We start from the raw sequence: 17,881 nt of genomic DNA on the forward strand, positions 1-17,881 counted from the left end.
ACGCTACAGGCCGACCGGCTCATGCCAGAGCGATCCATCCCAGACGAGGTCGAGCCGCCGCCCTTTCCAGAGCGTGCGCGCCGCGGCGCCCTTGAGCGAGGTGCGCGCGGTCGTCCCGTGGAGGAACTTCACCGTCCCGGCCGACGACTGGAAGAACACCCAGCGCTGACCCCGCCTGCGGCCGGCGGGCAGCTGACCGATCTCCAGGGCCTTGCCCTCGGTGTCGAGATGGATCCATACCTCCGGGTCGTTCGACTTCACGACCTCCCCCCATTGCGTCGCCGCGACCACGGTCTTGAACGCGAAGTACGCGGAGTGCGCTCCCGAGCCTGCGACACCGGGCCGCGCATCGACCGACCACGTCCAGGACGTGTCTGCGTGACTCTCGCCGAGGACGCGCGGGAAGGGGTGCGTGAGGCGGATGCCGCTGCCGTAGACGCGATTCTCAACCCCGCCGAACACGAAGTATGCACGGGACGCCGCCTCCGGGGTGATGCGGATCTCGAGACCGTCGATCGTCGTGTCTTGACGCCCGGGTGTGAACCCGGTCGCGCCGCCCGTGATCACCGGTCTCGGCCGCCCAGCGACGTTCTCGCAGTAGTCGAGCACGACGTCGCGGATCGACGCATCGCAGTTCCGGAGGAAGAACCCCTCGAGCAGAGCCCCGTCGACTCCGGCGGGCGCATGGTAATGCCCCCCGCTGATCGAGAATCGGGCATTCTCCGCGTACACCAGGCGGAGGGAATCGACGCTGCTGACGCCCTCGATCCTCACGTTCGTCTCCGAGTCGCGCTGCTTGGCCTGCGGGTGTCCCGTCGGGTGGATCTCGATGCGCACCGCGGCGTTCGTCAGGCGCTCGCCCCTGAAGTCCGAGACGAGGTGCCCCCTGCTCTCCCCTCCCGCTGATTCCGTGCGGATGAGCACGCCGTTGGTCAGGGCGACCGCGGAGCAGGAGCTGACGCGGTGGCGCCTCCCCCGCAGCTCGAAGGCGACGGCGCTCGTGCCGCCGGGGACGCCCCCGGTGGCCCGGCAGGCTTCGAAGTGCACGCCTTCCGACGAGTGGTGCGTCGAGAACGCCGCGGACGTAGTCCCCACCGCATGGACTCCGACCAGGACCGTGCCGTAGGTGCGTCCGTAGTTGGCGAGATCCGAGTCGTTCGCCGCGATCGTCGGGGTGTCGTCGGTGTAGGCGTGCCGGACGTGGCGGAACGTACCGCCGACGATGCGCCCGTACGAGCTCGCGTTGTCCAGCACTCCGTACCCCAGCACCCCCTCGCCGGCCGCGTCCTGTGCGTACGAGACGTCGACCCCTTCTGCTCGGTATCCGAAGCACGAGGAGAAGCGGATCGCTGGTCCCGCCGCCCGCATGACGCTCACGTCCTTCACCACCGGGTCGAACAGCCTGGTGAACGACAGCAGCGCGTCGCTCCCTGTCTGCCCCTCGGCCGTCTGGACCTCGAAGCCCTCGACCCGGATCGTCTGGCGCGAGACCCGGGCGACGCGGACGTTCTGCGCGTAGGCGTCGCGCAGGCGGGCCGTAAGGGTCACGGTCGAGCCCACCGAGCTCAGCACCGTGGCGAACTCCCCTCGACGATTGCGAGCGTCGCGAGCACCTTCGATGCTGTCATCCGACACGACCTTGATGACGTCCCCGCTCCGCCAGCCCGGGGTGCCGTAGACGGTGAGCACCGAGGTCACCTCGGTGACCCCGGAGGCGAACGCCTGGGCGACCTCCCTGACCTGGGTGACTCCCAGAGTCCCGTCGTACTGACCCCTCAGCGAGATCACCGAGGCTCCGCCGGTCGCGACGAGCGTCGCTCCATACCCTTGGATGCGCACGGAGCGGCCGCTCTTCGGAGCGATGGCCTGCCTCAGCAGGTAGGTGCCATTGGGCACGATGAGCGTCCCGCCCTCGAGCGTCGCGTCGAGCGCAGCCTGCAGGCCCGCGGTCGAGTCCGTCGCCCCGGTCGGGTCGACGCCGGGGAACTCGCCCGGCTCTGCCACGGTGATGACACCTGGGTGATCCGAGACAGCGAAGTAGCGCTGTGACGCCTGCGCGCTGTGGTTCCGCGCCATGTCGAGGGCCGCCACCGCGGCGAGCGCTCCGCCCACCACCACGCTCCGCCTGCTGAGAGTTGCCATGGCCCACCCCGTTCGTCTCGGCGACGGACGCCGCCGGGCTCGACTCCTCAGGAGGCAGCGAGCTCCTCGAGCATCCGATCGACCGAGGCCGCGATGGTGAGCAATTCCGCGCTCTCGCGAAGATGGTCAGATGCGCGCTGGCGAAGTTCTGCGTTCCTGCAAAGTTCCGTCATCGTTGCTCCCCATCGAAGCTGATCTTGCGGGTCGAGCACAAGCGTTTCCCGAAGATCCGCTTCACGGAACAGCAGCGGTGCCGCGCCGTAGCTGCCTCCCACGATGACGGGGACCCCCCGCAGGGCGGCCTCCGCAGCGCTGCGACCGAACGCCTCGCGGTAGGACGTGCCCACGAAGATCGACGCGTCCCGCCAGAGCTCATCGGGCGAGACCCAGCCCACGACCTCGACCCACGGCGGCGCGGACGATCGCACCAGCGACTCCATCGGCCCAGCGCCGAACATCCTGGACGCGATCCCGCTCGCTCTCGCGGCCTCGACGAACAGCTCCGGCTGCTTGTCGACGGCGAGCCGTCCCGCCCAGACCGCGTGCGTCCCTTCATCGAGCGCCCCGAAGTGCGTCCGAGCCGCCGAGGGGATGCCCGCCGGCACGATCGTGGCCCGTCCCTGGAGACCAGCCTCCCGCGCGAGGACGTCGGTCGTCGCCCAGATGCCGTCGGCTCTGCTCAGCGCTGCAGATTCAGTAACGCGCTGGACGAGCCGCTTCACCACATGCTGCTCACCACGAACGGGCCAGGGCATGCCGCGCAGGAAGGCGACCCACGTCTTGCGCGGCCGCTGCGCCATCGTGGACATCGCGATGTCGGATTGCGTGATGAGCGTGACCACCACGTCCGCTTCGTGGAACGCGGCGGACCGCTCGAGCAGCGCCTTGATCTCACCCACGCCAGCAAAGCCATGCCCATCGACGAACGCTTCCTCGACGGCATCCGACTGCTGCCGTGCGGCGGCGGGGGCTGAACGACGCATCCCGACCAGTGCGGACCAATCGAGTCCTCGACCTCGAGCCTCGTGCACCAAGTCGTACGTCGTCCTGTAGACGCCGCTCCGCCCTTCGAGGGGCGCGGCCACGATAAACACCTTCATGACCGGGTCACTCCTACTCGCACGTCGGATCCGGAGGGCGGCACCAACGGGCGTTCCTCGCCTCGTTGGCGCAGTTGCGCACTGACGAAGGCGAACGCGAAGCAAGCGAAGAGCAGCACGTCGGGCGCGAGCCATCCCCAACCCGTCCACCCGATCGCGACGAGGGCGGGGACGTAGGCCAGCACTGCCCGCGCGAACGAGCCCTCGCTACCGGCCGCGCGCCATCGACCCGCAGATCGGAGCATCACGATGACGAACGGGAGGAAGAAGATCGTGGCACCGATGACGCCCAGCTCCACGGCCTGCAGCACGAAGATGTTGTGCACCGGCCAGCCCTGCGCCGTCAACGCATCGAAGCGCCCGACGACGGGCACGTAGGAGCCCGGTCCGACACCGGTCCACGGCGTACGGCCGAGCTGCTCCAGCGCCACGCGCATGAAGTGCTCTCGCTCGCCCGTTCCCTGGTCGAACCTGCTGAGGATCTGATCGAGGAAGATCAGGATCACGCCGCCTCCGACCGCGGGCAACGCGAAGCGCTTGAGGCTGAACCCGACCTGCGGCTGCAGCAGCGACCACACGAGGACCATGGCGGCGACGGCGAGCAGGTTGGCCCGACTCGCCGACAGCACGATCGGCAGGATGCTCGCAACCACGGCGACAGAGGCGAGCCGACGCGTCCACGCGTCGGTGGAGCGCGTGCTCGGAAGCACCAGCAGCAGAACGAGCGTCAGGATCTTGCCGACGGTCGACGGGTGCGCGAACGTGCCGTTGGCGCGCCCGCCCTCCAGCTCGATCGTCCGCGCATCTGGCACGAAGATCTGGAGACCCGCGAGCTGCAGCGCACAGACCGCGAGCTCAAACGCCACGACGAGCAGCAAGCCCACGACGAGCCAGCGCTCTGCCGCTGGATCGTCGCGGTAGAGCGACCCCAGCAGTGCCCCGGCCGCCCACGCGATCGCACCGAACAGCAGGTTCAAGGCGGAACCCATCTGTCCGCTCTGCGGCTCCCAGATCAGCGTCATCCCGAGCGCGAGGTAGACGGCGAGCGGGAGGAAGAGCAGCGGCAGATGCTGCTTCCGTAACGAGAGGATGGCGATCAGCGCCACGACCGCAACGACGATGTACGTCGATGACAGCCCGATGGTCCCGCGTCCTCCGGTGGTCTGGAAGACAGCGAGCACGACCAGGAGGGCGAAGGCGGTGACCCCGAAGCGGATGTGCTTCTTCGCTGGGAGCGCAAGCGCCATCGCCGCGATGAGCGGGATCGCGAGCAGCACGTCCATCAGCGTGCTCCGACGAGCTGGTCGTAGAGCGCGACGTGCGCGTCCACGATGGGCTGCCACTCACGCGCCCGCATGTCGGGAGGCGAGGCCGGCAACCTGTGGGCGGGGCTCAGCGCACCCTCGATGACTGCTGCACTGATCGCTCCGTCGTAGAGCGTGACCCAGTGGGGGCCGAATTCGCCGAGGAGGAGCTCGGAGGAAGGAGTTCGAGGAGCGACGATGCGGGTGCCCAGGCTCAGCGCGAGGAGGGCCGCTCCAGAGTTGTAGAAGTCCCGGTACGGAAGCACGACGCAGGCGGCGGAGGCCACGAGCTGGGCGAGCGCCCGATCCGGCACCCGGCGGGCATCGACCGTGATCCTCGGGTCTCCTGTCGCCGCCGCGACGATGTCGTGCTCGTATGCGGGATCCGCGGGAGCGCCTGCGATCACGAACGTGCATCGTTCCGCGGGGGGCAGGGCCTTGAACGCGGCGATCGCGTCCTCGATGCCCTTGTAGCGACGGAGGGAGCCGAACAGCAGCATCGACCTCGTCTTGGCGGGCGGCGCATCGAGCTTGTAAGGCTCCCACTCGCGGTAGTGACCGTGAGGGATCACGTGCTTGCCAGGGCCTGCGGCCTCCGTCGAGGGGCTGAGCAAGACGGTGCTGACGGTCGCGCGGTCGAGACGGCGGATGAACCATCGCTCGATCAGCGAGCCCGGCTCATGAGGCTCGCGGTTGTGCAGTGTCCGGACGATCTTCACCCGGCGCGCGCGCGCGATGGTCAAGTACGCGTGTCCAGCCAGCTGGCGGGCGATCCGCCGTCCTGCGCTCGACCCTCGCACGAGGGTCTCGGGCCAGTGGACATGCAGGATGTCGTGATGACCCAGCAGCGCTCGGCGCCAGGAGAAGAATTCGACTGCCATCGATTGGGCGACGCCCCGCGCGAGCATCGTCGTGTACGGGTTCGATGCAGCGCTCGGCGCAGGCACCGAATAGAGCACCGTGGGTGCACGGCGGGGCGATCGAGCGGTCACTTCGCGCTCCTCAGGGAGTGTCGCAGCTGGGAGATGGATTGGATGTCGCGTCGAACACGCGGCCATACCATCATCACGAGGATGCCAGCAACGATGAAGACCGCCGCCCCGACGATGAGCTCATACACAGCGTCCAAGGGGAGCGCCGCGACGGCGAGCCGAGACGCGGCCGCGCTGACTCCGGCAGCGACCAACGCCCTGATCCCGACGCCGAACATGCTGCGAGCCGGCGCGGGGGTAATCCTCGAGATCCACCACAGCCCGAAGGGCCAGAAGGCCAGCAGGGTCGCGCTGTAGCCGATGGCCACCCCGACCGGTCCCCAGAACGACCCGAGGATCACTGCGACGATCAGGATCGGTCGCGTGAGCAGGGCGTACCGCAGGTTGGACGCAGTCAGCCCGAAGGTCAGGAACACCCAGTACGTCGCATAGCTCAGCGCTTGGGCGACTCCTCCGACTGCCAATGCCTGGAAGATCGGCGCACTGGCCGTCCACTGAGCACCCAGCAGCAGCTCGATCACCGTCGCGGCGTGGAAGGCTGCGAACGCGAACAGGGCCGTGATGACGTAGACCAGCACGGTCTGTCCCCGCAGCAGGAACTGGCCGAACCGGGCGCTGTCGTCCTGGAGCCGCGAGAGCACAGGAAGTGCGACGCGCGTCGCCGGAGCATTGATCTGATTGAGCGGGAACACCAGCAGCTGGAACGCACGGTCGTACAGGCCGAGGGCACTCGGCCCGAAGCGCGTCCCCACGACGATGGAATCGACATTGCGCGAGGCGTAGGTCAGGAGCTGGACGCCGAACAGGTGCGCGCCGAAGCGGACGAACTTTCGGATCGAGGTGTGCCAGTGCGGACCCTTCGGCAGCCAGCGGGTGAGTGCCAAGAGCAGGACCATCGCTGCGATGGCAGTCACGAGCTGCTGGACGACGAGCGCCCAATAACCGGCTCCCAGCACCGCGAGCACGATGCTCGTCGCCAGCCCAAGGATCGGCGCAACGGTCTCGGCGATGGCGAGCCGGCCGAACCGCAGCTCTCGAGTGAGGTTCGCTCGATGCTGCGTCGAGATGCCGTTGACGAGGAAGGTGCATGACAGCGCCGCCGTGATGGGCCCCAGGCGGGGCTCGTTGTAGACCAACGGCAGCGCGAAGGACAGCGCGAGCACGATGATCGCCAAGCCGAATCCGATGGCGCTGTTGACCCAGAACAGGTTGTCGCGCTCCTCAGAGGAGAGCGTCTTCGCCTGCACTGCCGCGGACGACAACCCGAAGTCTCGGAGGATCTCACCGACGCCGATGATCGCCGTCACCATCACGAGCAGGCCGTAGTCCGCGGGCGCGAGGATCCTCGCGAGGACGACGATGCCGACGAGATGGACGACGATCCGCAGCACCTGCGCGCCCATCGTGGTCGCGGCGCCCCGCGCGGCGGACCCCCCGAGGGTTGGTGCAGTCGTCATGTCACGTCGACATGGGTGCGGGCTGCGTCAAGCCGAGGAAGTTCTGTGCGGAGAGCTCCTTGACCCGATCGAGCCACGGCTCGCTGGAGTGCGCTCTCGCCCAGCCGATCTGCCGGATGATGGCATCGGCCATCCCGCGACCCGGCGCGATGCACAGCTGCGGCGCGTCGAAGAGCTCCATCAGCCCCTCGACCTTGCCCTGTGTGGCGAGCACGATCGGCATGCGTCCCTGGAGCAGCCCGTTGACGGCCAGGTGCATGCGCCCGGTCACGATCGAAGCAGCGTGCCGGCAGAACCCTCGAACCTGCGCGGGGCTCGGCGCATCGGTGACGAGTTGAACCGGTAGGCCGGGCTCGATCAGCCGCATCACCTCGCGGCACGCTTCCGCATCGTCGGAGTCGACCTTGACGACATGCGGCAGCAGCAAGACGTTGCAGTCAGCGGCCAGATGGCGCACGACCGACACGTACTCCGCAGCGAGATCGACCTCTTCCCGGATGAGCCCGCTGACGTTGACAATCGCGATCGGTCGGCCGGGCTCCGAGAAGCTCGCCAGCCACTTTCGCGCGAGCGTGTCGTCGACGGACGTCGCGGAGAACACGATGTCGGCCGAGGGAGCGACATTGGTCAGCCCGTCGCGCACGGCTCTCGCTTCGGACCTCGGATCGCGAAGATAGAGACGAGCACCACTCGCGGCTGCGAGCCCGAGCTGGCGCACCGCCGCCGGATGCGGAGCACCATTCCAGCTGAAGCCGAGCACACGAGTCGGGATGCCGCGCCGGGCCGAGACCTCGGCGACTGCGGCACGATTCACCGCCGCCCGATGGTTGTAGGCACCGTCCATGGTGTCCGCGCCCACGATCGAGACGCTTCGTGCGCCGCGGAGGAGCTCCGCGAAGCGTCTCGCAGCCCCCACGTTGTCCGGCAGCCGACCGTAGAGGAGGCTCGGCACCGCCACCACGCGCACGCGGTCCGCGAAGCGCGCTTCGATGACGAAGTCAGTTGCCGACCTGGTGATCAGTACGACGGGTCCGGCGATGTTCTCGAGGAATGCTTCGACCAGCGCCTGGTCGCCGAGGTTTCCTGCACCAGGCGGACACACGAGGATGTGTGCCTCACCGCCCACGCCCCGGATCCCAGCCGTCGCGGCCAGCAGCAGACGACGATGCACTTCCACGGACTTCAGCACGCCCACGACGGCGCGCTTCGCGCGCTGCTTCACCTTCATGATGCCCCTCCCAGACCGAGCCGTTCGAGGATGAGGTCAGCCTTCGTCTCCCACTTCACCTCTGCGGGCAGCTCGGTGACCACGCGGTCGAGACGCGGTCCGGCCGACGCCTGCTCTGCGGTCCAGCCGATGTGGTCTCCCGGTTCCAACACAGCGACAGCGTCAAGGCCTCGGCTCGTCGCACCGGCCACCGGCGTGCTGAGCACCGGCAGACCGGCCGCCCGGTACTCGTACGTCTTGATGACGTCGCCACCGACCTCGCCTTCGCCGACGCGATGCGGGACCCAGCCGACGTCGAACGTCGTGAGCAGTTCGGGTACGTCGTCGTAGTGCACGTCGCCCAAGAGCGTGATGTTCTCCTGCGCAGCCATCGGCGCTCGGTACTCCCGATCCAAGATCGGGCCCGCGAACACGAACGAGACGTGCGGCAGCGACTTCGCGGAGTCGACGATCAGGTCGAGGTCGAGCCGCTTGCCGATCTTGCCGACGTAGCCCACCGTCAGAGGCCCGTCGGCACGGGACGTCGCCTGGAACCGCTCAGGATCGCAACCGTTGGGCAGGAACACGACGTCATCGCGGCCGAACCGCTTCGCGAGCTCGACCGTGCCCTCCGCGTTGGCGGTCACCACCGTCGCGTGCTCGAAGAGCGCCCGATAGGCCCGATCGAGTTCGGCGCGCACGCCGGCGAACGCGTAGTGGATGGTCCAGTCATCGAGCAGGTCGAGCGCGACAGGCTGACCGGAGTCGACGATCGCCTCCCACGCGGACGAGATGCCGAGGAACGGGTTCCATGTGATGAGCGGTGTCTCGAGCGACGGCAGCGCGCGCTTGTAGGAGCCGAGGGACGTCACCCACCAGCGCTGCCGATCCCGAGGATCGGGCAGACGCCAGTCGAACGTCGGCTTGGGCGTCGTGTTCGTGGCGACGCTCTCGGTCGAGTACCGGCGCATGGGCCTGAAGGCGAGCGGCTCCGGTCGTGAGAGCACGCTCACGGCGCCGCGACCCTCGAGCTTCTTACCGAACCACTCGATCATGTGGCCATCGCGCGTGCGGTAGCCCTCGTTCGAGAGCTTGTGCTGCCCATGCATCGGGAACGCGACGAGCGCGGTCGTATCGGTCATTCGGCTCATCGTGATGCCTCCAGCAGTTCGGTGAGCGCGGCCTCGTAGCTCGCGCAGACGCCCTCCCACGTGTAGTCGCTTCGCGAGCGGGCGAAGTTCGCCGCCGATGCTCGTTCCTGCGCCTCCGGGCTCGTGGCCATCGCGAGCACCTCGCGAGCGATCGCGGCAGGCGTCGGAGCGCAGAAGCGCCCGCCGGCACCGAGGACCTCGCGATTGTACGTGGTGTCCCGAGCGACGATGGGCGTGGCCGTCGCCATCGCCTGCACGAGCGTCGGATTCGTGCCGCCCACGCTGTGGCCGTGGAAGTACACCGCGGCGTGCTGCCACAGGGACAGCAGTCGCTGATCGTCACTGATATGACCGAGCCACCGCACGTCGGCATCGGACGCGGCGAGGGCTGCAACCGCATCCTCGACTTCGCCGCCGTAGCCGGAACTACCGACGATGACGACGGGCACTTCGCGCGCGATCGTCGCCGCGGCCTCGACGAACTCGGGAATCGTGTTCTCGGGCACGAATCGCGCCACCACGAGGACGTACCCGCGGTGCGTCAGGCCCGCCTCGAGCGGCAAGGCCGGCGGCACGTCACCCCCGTACGGGATGAACGTTCCGGATCGCCCGAACGTCTCCCGCCAGCGGCGCGCGATCTCGAGCGAGTCGTAGACGAGCTCGTCACCGAAGTGCTTCGTCATGCGCGCACCGATTCGGAAGACCTTCTTCGCCGAACGGCCCCACTTCGCGCGGTGCCATTCGATGCCGTCGACGTTGACGAGCGTCGGGATGCCGCGAGCCTTCAGCAGCGGCAGGAAGTACCCGTTCGCGACGTTCATCACGAGCGCGACGTCGGGCTTCAGGCGTGCCGCGTGTGTCGTCGCAGAGAGCCCGTAGGAGAGCGTGCTGACCGACTTGGTCTCGACGCCGCGAGTGAGCACTGAGCGCACGCGCGCATCGCGCAGCGGGTCATCATCGACCGTCGCGCCGTCGCGGCCGTACACGGTGACGTCCCAGCCGGCGTCGGCAAGGTAGGGCGCGAGCTTCCGCACGGCGGTCTCGAAACCGCCGTAGTAGCTCGGGTAGCCGCGAGTTCCGATGATCGCCACGGATTTCGACAAGATCACTCCAGGGGTAGGCCGGGTGGGGGGTGCCGCTCCGTTGACGCACGTAGCAGTCTACGGGTGCGTGCATGCCCGTCGAGGTGGGCACTGCCGCCACTCGTCACCTCAGTGGGCACTCAGCGCTTCCTGAGTGTTGCGCTCGCGCGAACGCAGGATATCGCACGGATGTTCTCGATAGCCGATGTCATGCGCCGATGGAACCAGGACGAACACGCCGATCGACGTGTTGCGCGTCTGGCGGTGGACGACACCGAAGCGGTCGGCCAGCCACATCAGGAGGACTGCGCTGACGATGACGATCGCGACGGACGCGGGGAACAGCAGCCGAGGCGGTCGAGGGGCCGTATCGTGGCAGCCGCCCCTCGTCACAGGAGATCCATGCGCGTACTGCTCACCGGCGGCGCCGGCTTCATCGGCTCCCACACCGCGATCGCACTCGCGGAGCACGGCCACTCCCCCGTCGTGCTGGACGACCTGTCCAACGCGAGCCCCGCGGCGATCGAGCGCGCCGGCAGGCTCTCGGGCGTCGAGATCCCGATGGTCGCCGGCGACGCGGGCGACCGCGAGCTCGTCGGCCGCGTGCTCGACGAGCACGACATCGACGCCGTCATCCACTTCGCGGGGCTCAAGGCGGTCGGGGAATCGGTCGCGAAGCCCCTCACCTACTACCGCGTCAACCTCGGCTCGGCGATCGCGACGCTCGAGGCGATGGCGGCCCACGGCGTCGACCGCTTCGTGTTCTCCTCCTCGGCGACCGTCTACGAGCAGCCGGGCGAGCTGCTGCGCGAGGACGCCCCGGTCGGCATCGACCTCCCGAACCCCTACGGACGCACGAAGGCGATGATCGAGGCGATCATCGCGGACGCAGCCGCTGCCGACCCGAGCCTCCGCGCAGCGGTGCTGCGCTACTTCAACCCGGTGGGCGCGCACGAGTCGGGCGACATCGGCGAGGATCCCAAGGGCGTGCCCAACAACCTCATGCCCTTCATCGCCCAGGTCGCGGCCGGGGAGCGCGAGCGGCTCCGCATCTACGGCGACGACTACGACACCGCCGACGGCACCGGCGTGCGCGACTACATCCACGTCTCGGATCTCGCCGAGGGGCACGTCGCCGCCCTGGAGGCACTCGAGCCGGGCGTGCTCACCGTCAACCTCGGCACGGGGATCGGCGGGAGCGTGCTCGACGTGCTGCGCGCCTTCGAGCGGGCGGTCGGGCACGAGCTGCCGAGCGAGGTGGTCGCCCGCCGTCCGGGCGACGCTCCGGTGTCGACCGCCGACCCGACCCTCGCGCGCGAGCGCCTCGGGTGGCAGGCGACGCGCACCCTCGACGACGCGGCGAGGGATGCCTGGCGCTGGCAGCAGCGCAACCCGCGCGGCTACCGCGGCTGACGCGCTCCATCCCCGGTCCGGACTCCCGGTCGTGCACGCCGGGTACGCTGGCAGGCATCCATGCTCTGATCCGCGGAAGGATGCGCGTCCTCTATGCCGTCTGAAGGCACCCGACCCTGGGCCTACGCAGGCCTCGGCGCCGCCGCGCTCTTCGCGGTCGGCTCCGTCGTCGCCGTGACGATCGTCGGGGACCAGCGGCGAGCCGATGCGGAGGCCGCGAGCGGGTCGTCGAGCCAGCTGCAGGAGCGCTACGCGACCGCGGCGAGCGCGATCGACGCCTGGGAGGCCGAGCAGCTCCAGGCCCAGTGCGAGGCCGACGCCCGCATCGTGGGCAGCGTGCAGCTCGAGCAGCGCATGGAGGCCGCCCTCGGGGGCGCCGCCATCGTCGAGGACGCGTACATCATCATCGAGGCCGTCGACCGCGCCGCGTTCGAGGAGAGCCGCGCGGCTGCGGTCGAGGTCTTCGCCGCGGGCTTCACGACAGATGACGACGCTGCCGTCGCCGCGGAGTACGAGGGCGTCGCAGACCCGCTCGCGGCGTGCCTGGCGGAGGCGCCGCCGACGACGGAGCCCGCGCCCGCGGGCCTGACGGCGGATGACGTGGAGGCGCTCGAGTCGCGAGCAGCCGCGCTCGATGACGCCGCGCCCGACACCGCACGGCTCGACCAGCTCGACCAGACGGTCACCGCCTTCGGACCCGCCGTGCTGCAGGCCGCGGATGCGCGCGTCGCCGTCAACGGGCTGGGCGCCACCGCCGACGCGCTCGGTGCGGCCACCGAGCCCCTCCGCGCGCAGACGGCGCCGGCCCAGACGATCGACGCGCTGGAGGCGCTCACCGCCCACGCGCAGGTGGCGCTCGACCTGCAGGCGGCCATCGCCGCCGAGCAGGCTGCGGTCGAGGCGCCCGTGGAGCAGGCGCCGGCACCCGCTCCCCGCCCGGTGCAGCCCGCTCCGGCACCGGCTCCGGCGCCGCCACCGGCGCCGAGCGAGCCGACACCGACGGACCCCGGCGACGGCGGCGAAGGCGGCAACGGCGGCGACGCCCCGACGCTCCCCGAGGTGCCGTAGGTCGACGCGGCTCGAGGCCCGGCATCGGCGGCCTCGCGCGGCTCGGGCGCGCCTCCGGTCGCGGGGCTAGCCTGAGGCATGAGCGTGCGCCAGCTCGCGTGGCGAGCACTGTACGAGCTGCTCGCTGCCCGGGTGCAGCGACCCGAGTGGGCGTTCATGAACTACGGCTACCTCGTGCAGCCTCCGGCGGACCGTCCCGTGCTCGACGCCGCCGACGAGCCCGACCGCCTCTGCATCCAGCTCTACGACCACGTGCTCACCGGCACGGACCTGCGCGGTGCTGACGTGCTCGAGGTGGGGTGCGGACGCGGCGGGGGCGCGTCGTTCATCGCGCGCTACCGAGCCCCGCGGGCCACGATCGGGCTCGATCTCTCACGTCGTGCCGTCGCCCTGTGCCGCCGGCACCGACGCGCTCCCGGGCTCAGCTTCGTCGAGGGCGACGCGCTCGCGCTGCCGTTCCCCGACGACGCGTTCGATGCCGTCGTCAACGTGGAGTCGTCCCACTGCTACAGCTCGATGGACGACTTCCTCGCGGAGGTGCACCGCGTGCTGCGCCCGGGCGGCAGCCTCCTCTTCGCCGACCTCCGCCCGGCGCGGGAGATGGCCGCGCTGCGGCGCCGGCTCGGCGAGGGCCCGCTCGAGCTCGTCGATCTCGACGACATCACGGCGGACGTCCGGGGTGCGCTGGACCTGGATGACGACCGTCGGCGCGCCTTGATGGAGGCGTGGATCCCGCGGAGGTTCCACCGAGCCTTCGCGCCCTTCGCCGGCTTCCGTGGCACCGAGACCTTCGCGAAGCTCGAGCGCCGCGAGATCCAGTACGTCAGCGCCCGGCTCGTGAAGGCGGCGGACGCCGGGGCCGCATGAGCGATGCCGCGGCTCCACGCTCCGAGCAGCAGCGCCGAGCTGTGACGCTCGACGGCAACGATTCGCCGCACTCCCTGGACCCGTCCAGGCCCCGGGTGCAGGCTGGGGCCATGGCCGAGACCTACCACCACGAACCCCCGTACACGATCGGCGTCATCTGCGGCAGCATCGCCGCGTCGTCGATCAACCGTCGCCTCGCGCGCGCGCTCATCAAGCTCGCTCCCCCGGCGCTGCAGTGCTCGTTCATCGAGATCGACCAGCTCGACCTCTACGACCGGGACCGCGACGACGCCTACCCGCCGGAGGCCGTCGAGCTCAAGCGCGCGATCACAGAGGCCGACGGCATCCTCATCGTCACGCCCGAGTACAACCGATCCATCCCGGGTGCGCTCAAGAACGCGATCGACTGGGCGTCCCGGCCCTACGGCGAGAACGCGCTGAACCGGAAGCCGGTCGGCATCATCGGCACCTCGCCCGGCGGCATCGGCACCGCGGTCGGACAGCAGCACCTGAAGACGATCATGTCGTTCTGCAACGCCCCGATGATGAACGAGATCGAGGCGTACGTGCAGTACAAGGACGGGCTCGTCGACGACGACGACGACGTCACCGTCGAGTCGACGAAGGAGTTCCTGAGCACCTACATGGCGGCCTACGACGACTTCGTACGCCGGGTGCTCACGGTGCTGCCGAAGGCCGACGGCTCGACGGCGGCTGGCTGAGCGGATGGCGCCGCGCTCGCGCCAGCAGCCGCGCCGCGACACCGAGCGGCGGCTCTCGCAGGACGTCGACGTGTGGGTCGCGACCGCCTCCCGCTCCGGCGAGGCGCACCTCGTGCCGCTCTCGTTCGACTGGGACGGCGACACGCTGCTGCTGGCCACCTCGCCGTCGAGCCCGACCGGGCGCAACCTCGAGGCGACCGGCCGCGTGCGGCTCGGCCTCGGGCTCGTGCGCGACGTCTCGATGATCGACGGCAACGTCGAGGCGCTCGACATCGACGACCTGCCGGCCGCGAGCGCCGATGCGTTCGCGGCTCGGGCGGGCTTCGATCCCCGCGCGTCGACCGGGCGGATGCGGTGGTACCGCGTGCGCCCGAAGGAGATCCAGGCGTGGCGCGAGGTCGATGAGCTGCCCGAGCGGCAGCTCATGCGCGGCCGCACCAGCCGATGCTGGCGACGGACTGGCAGTGTCGTCGTCGGCGCGCGATCCGAAGGAGGTCCTCCGCGCGGCCGGGACTGCGGGCGAACGCTTCAGTCAACCCGGCAGCGCAACGCACCGGCGGCTGGGCCCGCAGTCTATGGAGGATCGCTCATATCGGTGACAATGGTTCCACCGGTCCCCAGCCGGAGCTCCCTGTCTCGTGAAGGCCTTCCATGCAGCACGCGCGATCGTTCTCGTCACCCCTGCCCCGCTCCACCGCCGCTATAGTCGCGGCTCGAGCGGCGTGAGCGCTCCCGCAGGGCTGGGAGCGCCGCTCCCTGCCTCGCAGCGCGTCTTCGGCATTCCGGGTGCTTCGCTCATCGGAGCGGGACGAGCGCTCAACGTGCAGCGGGCACATCAAGGTCGGCTGGGTGAGGAGCGACTGTCGGGGCTGACTCGCGCTGTGGTCGACGAGTCGCCGGACATGGTCCTGTTCCACTCGGTGAAGCTGCCGGGCGAGACCGGCGACGTCGACCAGCTCCTGTACGCCGGCGGCGCCTTCTACCTTGTGGACGCGAAGCTGTGGAAGGGCTTCGAGGGGCAGCGACGCGTCACCTACGACGTTGCGATGCGCGACTCGGAGTCCATGGTCTTCGTGCGCGACGGGCAGCCGTTCGCCGGTGGGGACGTGAAAGCCCCGAAGCAGCTGCACAAGTGGCGCCGCTACCTCGCGGGCCACCGCGTGTTGTCGGTCATCGTGCTCATGGACCCCGGCGCAATCGTCGCGCCGAACGCTTCGAATCCCGATGTACTGGTGCTCAACGCGCTGCAGGTGCAGGGGTGGCTTCGAAGCCTGCCAGTAGTCGGTCGTTCCCCGCTGCACGATGTGTGGATCCGCGAACTCGCCGGTCTCACGTTCGATCCAACGCGTTCGCCTCGACCCCCACAACAGCACCGGTCGGCGACAGCTCGCTCGCAACACCGGCCGGGTACGCATGTGCCGCCGCCTGCACCCTCGCATCCCAGTGTCGCCGTGCCGCCGCTGCCGCGCGTCGCCACGCCTCCCCTACCGAACTCGATGCGCCCCGACGTCGCGAGCACCTCGACCGTTCCTGCGATGCGCCCACGAGCCGAGCACCGGGCTTCTCGCTTCGGGAAGCGCTCGCTGGGGGCCGTGCTGATGTCGTGGCTGCTGTGGCTGCTCACGCTCGCCATCTACCTGCCGACGCAGTCCGCGCCTTTGATCGCAAACCTCACCATGCTCGCGAGCCTCTCGCTCGCGATTGCCGCGATCGTCCTGGGTGCGAAAGGCATCCGCCGCGCACGCCGAACGGCCACGAGCAGCACGGCGGCGAGATGGGGCATGGGCCTCGGCGTCGCTCACGCTGCGCTCGGCTTCGCGGCGCCTGTGACAGCCTCACTGGTGATGGTCCTCGCGTCGCAGCTCTGACGAGGGCGACACCGACCACTCGCAACTGACTCCTGTCGGCGCCATCGGCACGTCGCGCCAGGGATCTCGAGGCTCTGCGGCCCGCCGTCAGTCCTTGCTCGACTGACCGGCTTCAGCCCGGCCGCACCAAAGCCCCGCTCGCGACGATGACGTCCTCCTCGGAGGGCGGCACCTCCTCGGGCGGCGGCCGATCGCGTGTCCATCGGGTCGACTCCGCGCGCGGCGCCGGCAGCACGAGCCGCTCGATGAGCTCGGCGGCATGGCGCGCGCCGCCGAGCCGCTCGAGCTCGGCGGCGATCTCGAGCGCCCGCTGCTTGAAGCGGGGGTCGCTGCGCACCCGCCGGACGGCGTCGCGCACCTGCGCGGGCTTCGGCCTGCCGGTGCGCAGGTCGACCCCCGCGCCCGAGTACGCCACCTGCGCCGCGATCTGCGGCTTGTCGAGGGTGCCACCGGCGACGACGAGCGGCACGCCCATCGACAGCATCTCGAGCACCCCGCCCCAGCCGCCGTTCGTGACGCCGACCTCGCAGCTCGGCACGATCGCGGCGAAGGGGACGAAGTCGACGAGCCGCGCATTCGCCGGCGGCTCGGCGCCGACGTCCCGACCGGCGGTGGTGCCCACCACGCGCACCGGCTCGTCGGCGAGGCCTGTCAGCGCGGGGACGAGCAGGTCGGTCGGCTCGGTGTTGAGCGTGCCTTGCGTCACGAACACCACCGGCGAGCCCTGCTCCAGGAGCGGCGCGACCCACGCCGGTGTGGGTCGCGCCGCGGTCGGGGGCACCAGGCGGCCGACGAAGTGCACGGTCGCCGGCAGATCGGTGCGCGGGAACTCGATCGACGGCGCCCCGGTGGCGATCACGAGCGTCGGCGAGTAGAGGGTGCTGTCGAACCGGCGCCCGGGGCCGAGCCCCAGCGACGCTCGCACGGCGCGGTGCGGCCGGTCGAGCGGCGCCGTCATGGTCGGGGCTGCGCGGCGCAGCAGCGCATCCCGTGCCTCGCCGAAGCGGCCTCGACCCGGCGCCAGGGCAAGACCGCTCGGCGGCAGGTCCCGGCTCGGCATCGACAGCGGCACGACGGAGATGGTCGCCCACGGCAGGTCGAGCAGCTCGGCGGTGAGGCCGGCGCCGACCGCGAGCACGTCGGCGACGATCGCGTCGAACGGCGTGACCGCGTGCGCCGCGCACATGTCGTCGACCTGCCCGCGCGCGGTGCCGATGAACACGTCGCGCACGTTGGCGATCAGCCCGAGCGGGCCAGGGCCACCGGCGTCGGGGAAGGTCTCGGAGAGTCGGGTCTCGTCGAAGTCCTGGGCCGCGCTCCACGGCAGGATCGCGCATCCCAGCCGACCGAACGCCTCCGCATACCGGGCGCCGGTGTAGGCGGTCACGCGGTGCCCGCGGTCGAGCAGCGCTGCGGCGACCGCGGTCATCGGACGGACGTGTCCCGCGAACGGCATCGCGGTGACGAGGATGTGTGCCACGGCGTCACGGTAGTGCCGGATGCGACCG

The 17,881-nt window shown here is 70.0% G+C and carries 16 protein-coding genes; 6 read left to right on the forward strand and 10 right to left on the reverse strand.

Annotated elements, in window-relative coordinates:
• Positions 1-3 precede the first annotated feature (3 nt).
• The 9 genes from ABIB37_RS01700 to ABIB37_RS01740 all read right to left on the reverse strand — a co-directional run bounded on the left by ABIB37_RS01700 (position 4) and on the right by ABIB37_RS01740 (position 10,828).
• Complete coding sequence (locus ABIB37_RS01700; RefSeq protein WP_354255937.1) at positions 4-2,142, reverse strand: glycosyl hydrolase family 28-related protein; 2,139 nt, start codon at positions 2,140-2,142, stop codon at positions 4-6.
• A 47-nt stretch (positions 2,143-2,189) separates the two neighbouring features.
• On the reverse strand, positions 2,190-3,242 hold the full coding sequence (locus ABIB37_RS01705) for a glycosyltransferase family 4 protein (RefSeq protein ID WP_354255940.1): 1,053 nt from the start codon (positions 3,240-3,242) through the stop codon (positions 2,190-2,192).
• Positions 3,239-4,525, reverse strand: a complete 1,287-nt coding sequence (locus tag ABIB37_RS01710; protein WP_354255942.1) for an O-antigen ligase family protein — start codon at positions 4,523-4,525, stop codon at positions 3,239-3,241. Before ABIB37_RS01710 ends, ABIB37_RS01705 begins: the two co-directional genes overlap by 4 nt.
• A complete protein-coding gene (locus tag ABIB37_RS01715) occupies positions 4,525-5,538 on the reverse strand; it encodes a glycosyltransferase (protein ID WP_354255945.1) in 1,014 nt (337 codons plus the stop codon). Before ABIB37_RS01715 ends, ABIB37_RS01710 begins: the two co-directional genes overlap by 1 nt.
• The gene (locus tag ABIB37_RS01720; protein WP_354255948.1) at positions 5,535-6,995 is read right to left on the reverse strand and encodes a lipopolysaccharide biosynthesis protein; all 1,461 of its coding nucleotides are present in this window, start codon (positions 6,993-6,995) and stop codon (positions 5,535-5,537) included. Before ABIB37_RS01720 ends, ABIB37_RS01715 begins: the two co-directional genes overlap by 4 nt.
• Before the next feature lies 1 nt (position 6,996).
• Positions 6,997-8,223, reverse strand: coding sequence for a polysaccharide pyruvyl transferase family protein (locus ABIB37_RS01725; protein WP_354255951.1), 1,227 nt, complete (start codon positions 8,221-8,223; stop codon positions 6,997-6,999).
• Positions 8,220-9,344, reverse strand: coding sequence for a glycosyltransferase (locus ABIB37_RS01730; protein ID WP_354255954.1), 1,125 nt, complete (start codon positions 9,342-9,344; stop codon positions 8,220-8,222). The genes ABIB37_RS01725 and ABIB37_RS01730 overlap by 4 nt, the downstream gene beginning before the upstream one ends.
• A 5-nt stretch (positions 9,345-9,349) precedes the next feature.
• Complete coding sequence (locus tag ABIB37_RS01735) at positions 9,350-10,456, reverse strand: DUF1972 domain-containing protein (RefSeq protein ID WP_354255957.1); 1,107 nt, start codon at positions 10,454-10,456, stop codon at positions 9,350-9,352.
• 108 nt (positions 10,457-10,564) lie between these two features.
• Positions 10,565-10,828 (reverse strand): hypothetical protein, encoded by a 264-nt coding sequence (locus ABIB37_RS01740; protein ID WP_354255959.1) that lies wholly within the window; start codon positions 10,826-10,828, stop codon positions 10,565-10,567.
• Between the two features lie 9 nt (positions 10,829-10,837).
• Between ABIB37_RS01740 and galE the strand changes: the two genes are divergently transcribed.
• From galE to ABIB37_RS01770, 6 genes are all read left to right on the forward strand, one after another.
• Positions 10,838-11,848 carry a UDP-glucose 4-epimerase GalE gene (galE, locus tag ABIB37_RS01745; RefSeq protein WP_354255962.1) on the forward strand — a complete coding sequence of 337 codons (1,011 nt, stop codon included), beginning with the start codon at positions 10,838-10,840 and terminating at the stop codon, positions 11,846-11,848.
• Between the two features lie 93 nt (positions 11,849-11,941).
• Positions 11,942-12,916, forward strand: a complete 975-nt coding sequence (locus tag ABIB37_RS01750; RefSeq protein WP_354255965.1) for a hypothetical protein — start codon at positions 11,942-11,944, stop codon at positions 12,914-12,916.
• 78 nt (positions 12,917-12,994) lie between these two features.
• Complete coding sequence (locus tag ABIB37_RS01755; RefSeq protein ID WP_354255968.1) at positions 12,995-13,783, forward strand: class I SAM-dependent methyltransferase; 789 nt, start codon at positions 12,995-12,997, stop codon at positions 13,781-13,783.
• Between the two features lie 110 nt (positions 13,784-13,893).
• A complete protein-coding gene (locus ABIB37_RS01760) occupies positions 13,894-14,505 on the forward strand; it encodes an NADPH-dependent FMN reductase (RefSeq protein WP_123697244.1) in 612 nt (203 codons plus the stop codon).
• Positions 14,506-14,509: 4 nt separating this feature from the next.
• Positions 14,510-15,211, forward strand: coding sequence for a pyridoxamine 5'-phosphate oxidase family protein (locus tag ABIB37_RS01765; protein WP_354255971.1), 702 nt, complete (start codon positions 14,510-14,512; stop codon positions 15,209-15,211).
• Between the two features lie 175 nt (positions 15,212-15,386).
• Positions 15,387-16,373, forward strand: coding sequence for a hypothetical protein (locus tag ABIB37_RS01770; RefSeq protein WP_354255973.1), 987 nt, complete (start codon positions 15,387-15,389; stop codon positions 16,371-16,373).
• Between the two features lie 112 nt (positions 16,374-16,485).
• Here ABIB37_RS01770 and ABIB37_RS01775 read toward each other — a convergent pair whose 3' ends face one another.
• Positions 16,486-17,853 (reverse strand): glycosyltransferase, encoded by a 1,368-nt coding sequence (locus tag ABIB37_RS01775; protein WP_354255976.1) that lies wholly within the window; start codon positions 17,851-17,853, stop codon positions 16,486-16,488.
• Between the last annotated feature and the right edge of the window lie 28 nt (positions 17,854-17,881).

Source organism: Agrococcus sp. UYP10 (assembly GCF_040547205.1).
GTDB lineage: Bacteria > Actinomycetota > Actinomycetes > Actinomycetales > Microbacteriaceae > Agrococcus > Agrococcus jenensis.

Excerpts from the sequence above, each read along its gene's own strand:
- ABIB37_RS01755 (WP_354255968.1), top strand. The coding sequence starts at position 12,995 with ATGAGCGTGCGCCAGCTCGCGTGGCGAGCACTGTACGAGCTGCTCGCT.
- ABIB37_RS01705 (WP_354255940.1), bottom strand. The coding sequence starts at position 3,242 with ATGAAGGTGTTTATCGTGGCCGCGCCCCTCGAAGGGCGGAGCGGCGTC.
- ABIB37_RS01710 (WP_354255942.1), bottom strand. The coding sequence starts at position 4,525 with ATGGACGTGCTGCTCGCGATCCCGCTCATCGCGGCGATGGCGCTTGCG.
- ABIB37_RS01765 (WP_354255971.1), top strand. The coding sequence starts at position 14,510 with ATGGCGCCGCGCTCGCGCCAGCAGCCGCGCCGCGACACCGAGCGGCGG.
- ABIB37_RS01750 (WP_354255965.1), top strand. The coding sequence starts at position 11,942 with ATGCCGTCTGAAGGCACCCGACCCTGGGCCTACGCAGGCCTCGGCGCC.
- ABIB37_RS01760 (WP_123697244.1), top strand. The coding sequence starts at position 13,894 with ATGGCCGAGACCTACCACCACGAACCCCCGTACACGATCGGCGTCATC.
- galE (WP_354255962.1), top strand. The coding sequence starts at position 10,838 with ATGCGCGTACTGCTCACCGGCGGCGCCGGCTTCATCGGCTCCCACACC.
- ABIB37_RS01730 (WP_354255954.1), bottom strand. The coding sequence starts at position 9,344 with ATGACCGATACGACCGCGCTCGTCGCGTTCCCGATGCATGGGCAGCAC.
- ABIB37_RS01700 (WP_354255937.1), bottom strand. The coding sequence starts at position 2,142 with ATGGCAACTCTCAGCAGGCGGAGCGTGGTGGTGGGCGGAGCGCTCGCC.
- ABIB37_RS01725 (WP_354255951.1), bottom strand. The coding sequence starts at position 8,223 with ATGAAGGTGAAGCAGCGCGCGAAGCGCGCCGTCGTGGGCGTGCTGAAG.
- ABIB37_RS01720 (WP_354255948.1), bottom strand. The coding sequence starts at position 6,995 with ATGACGACTGCACCAACCCTCGGGGGGTCCGCCGCGCGGGGCGCCGCG.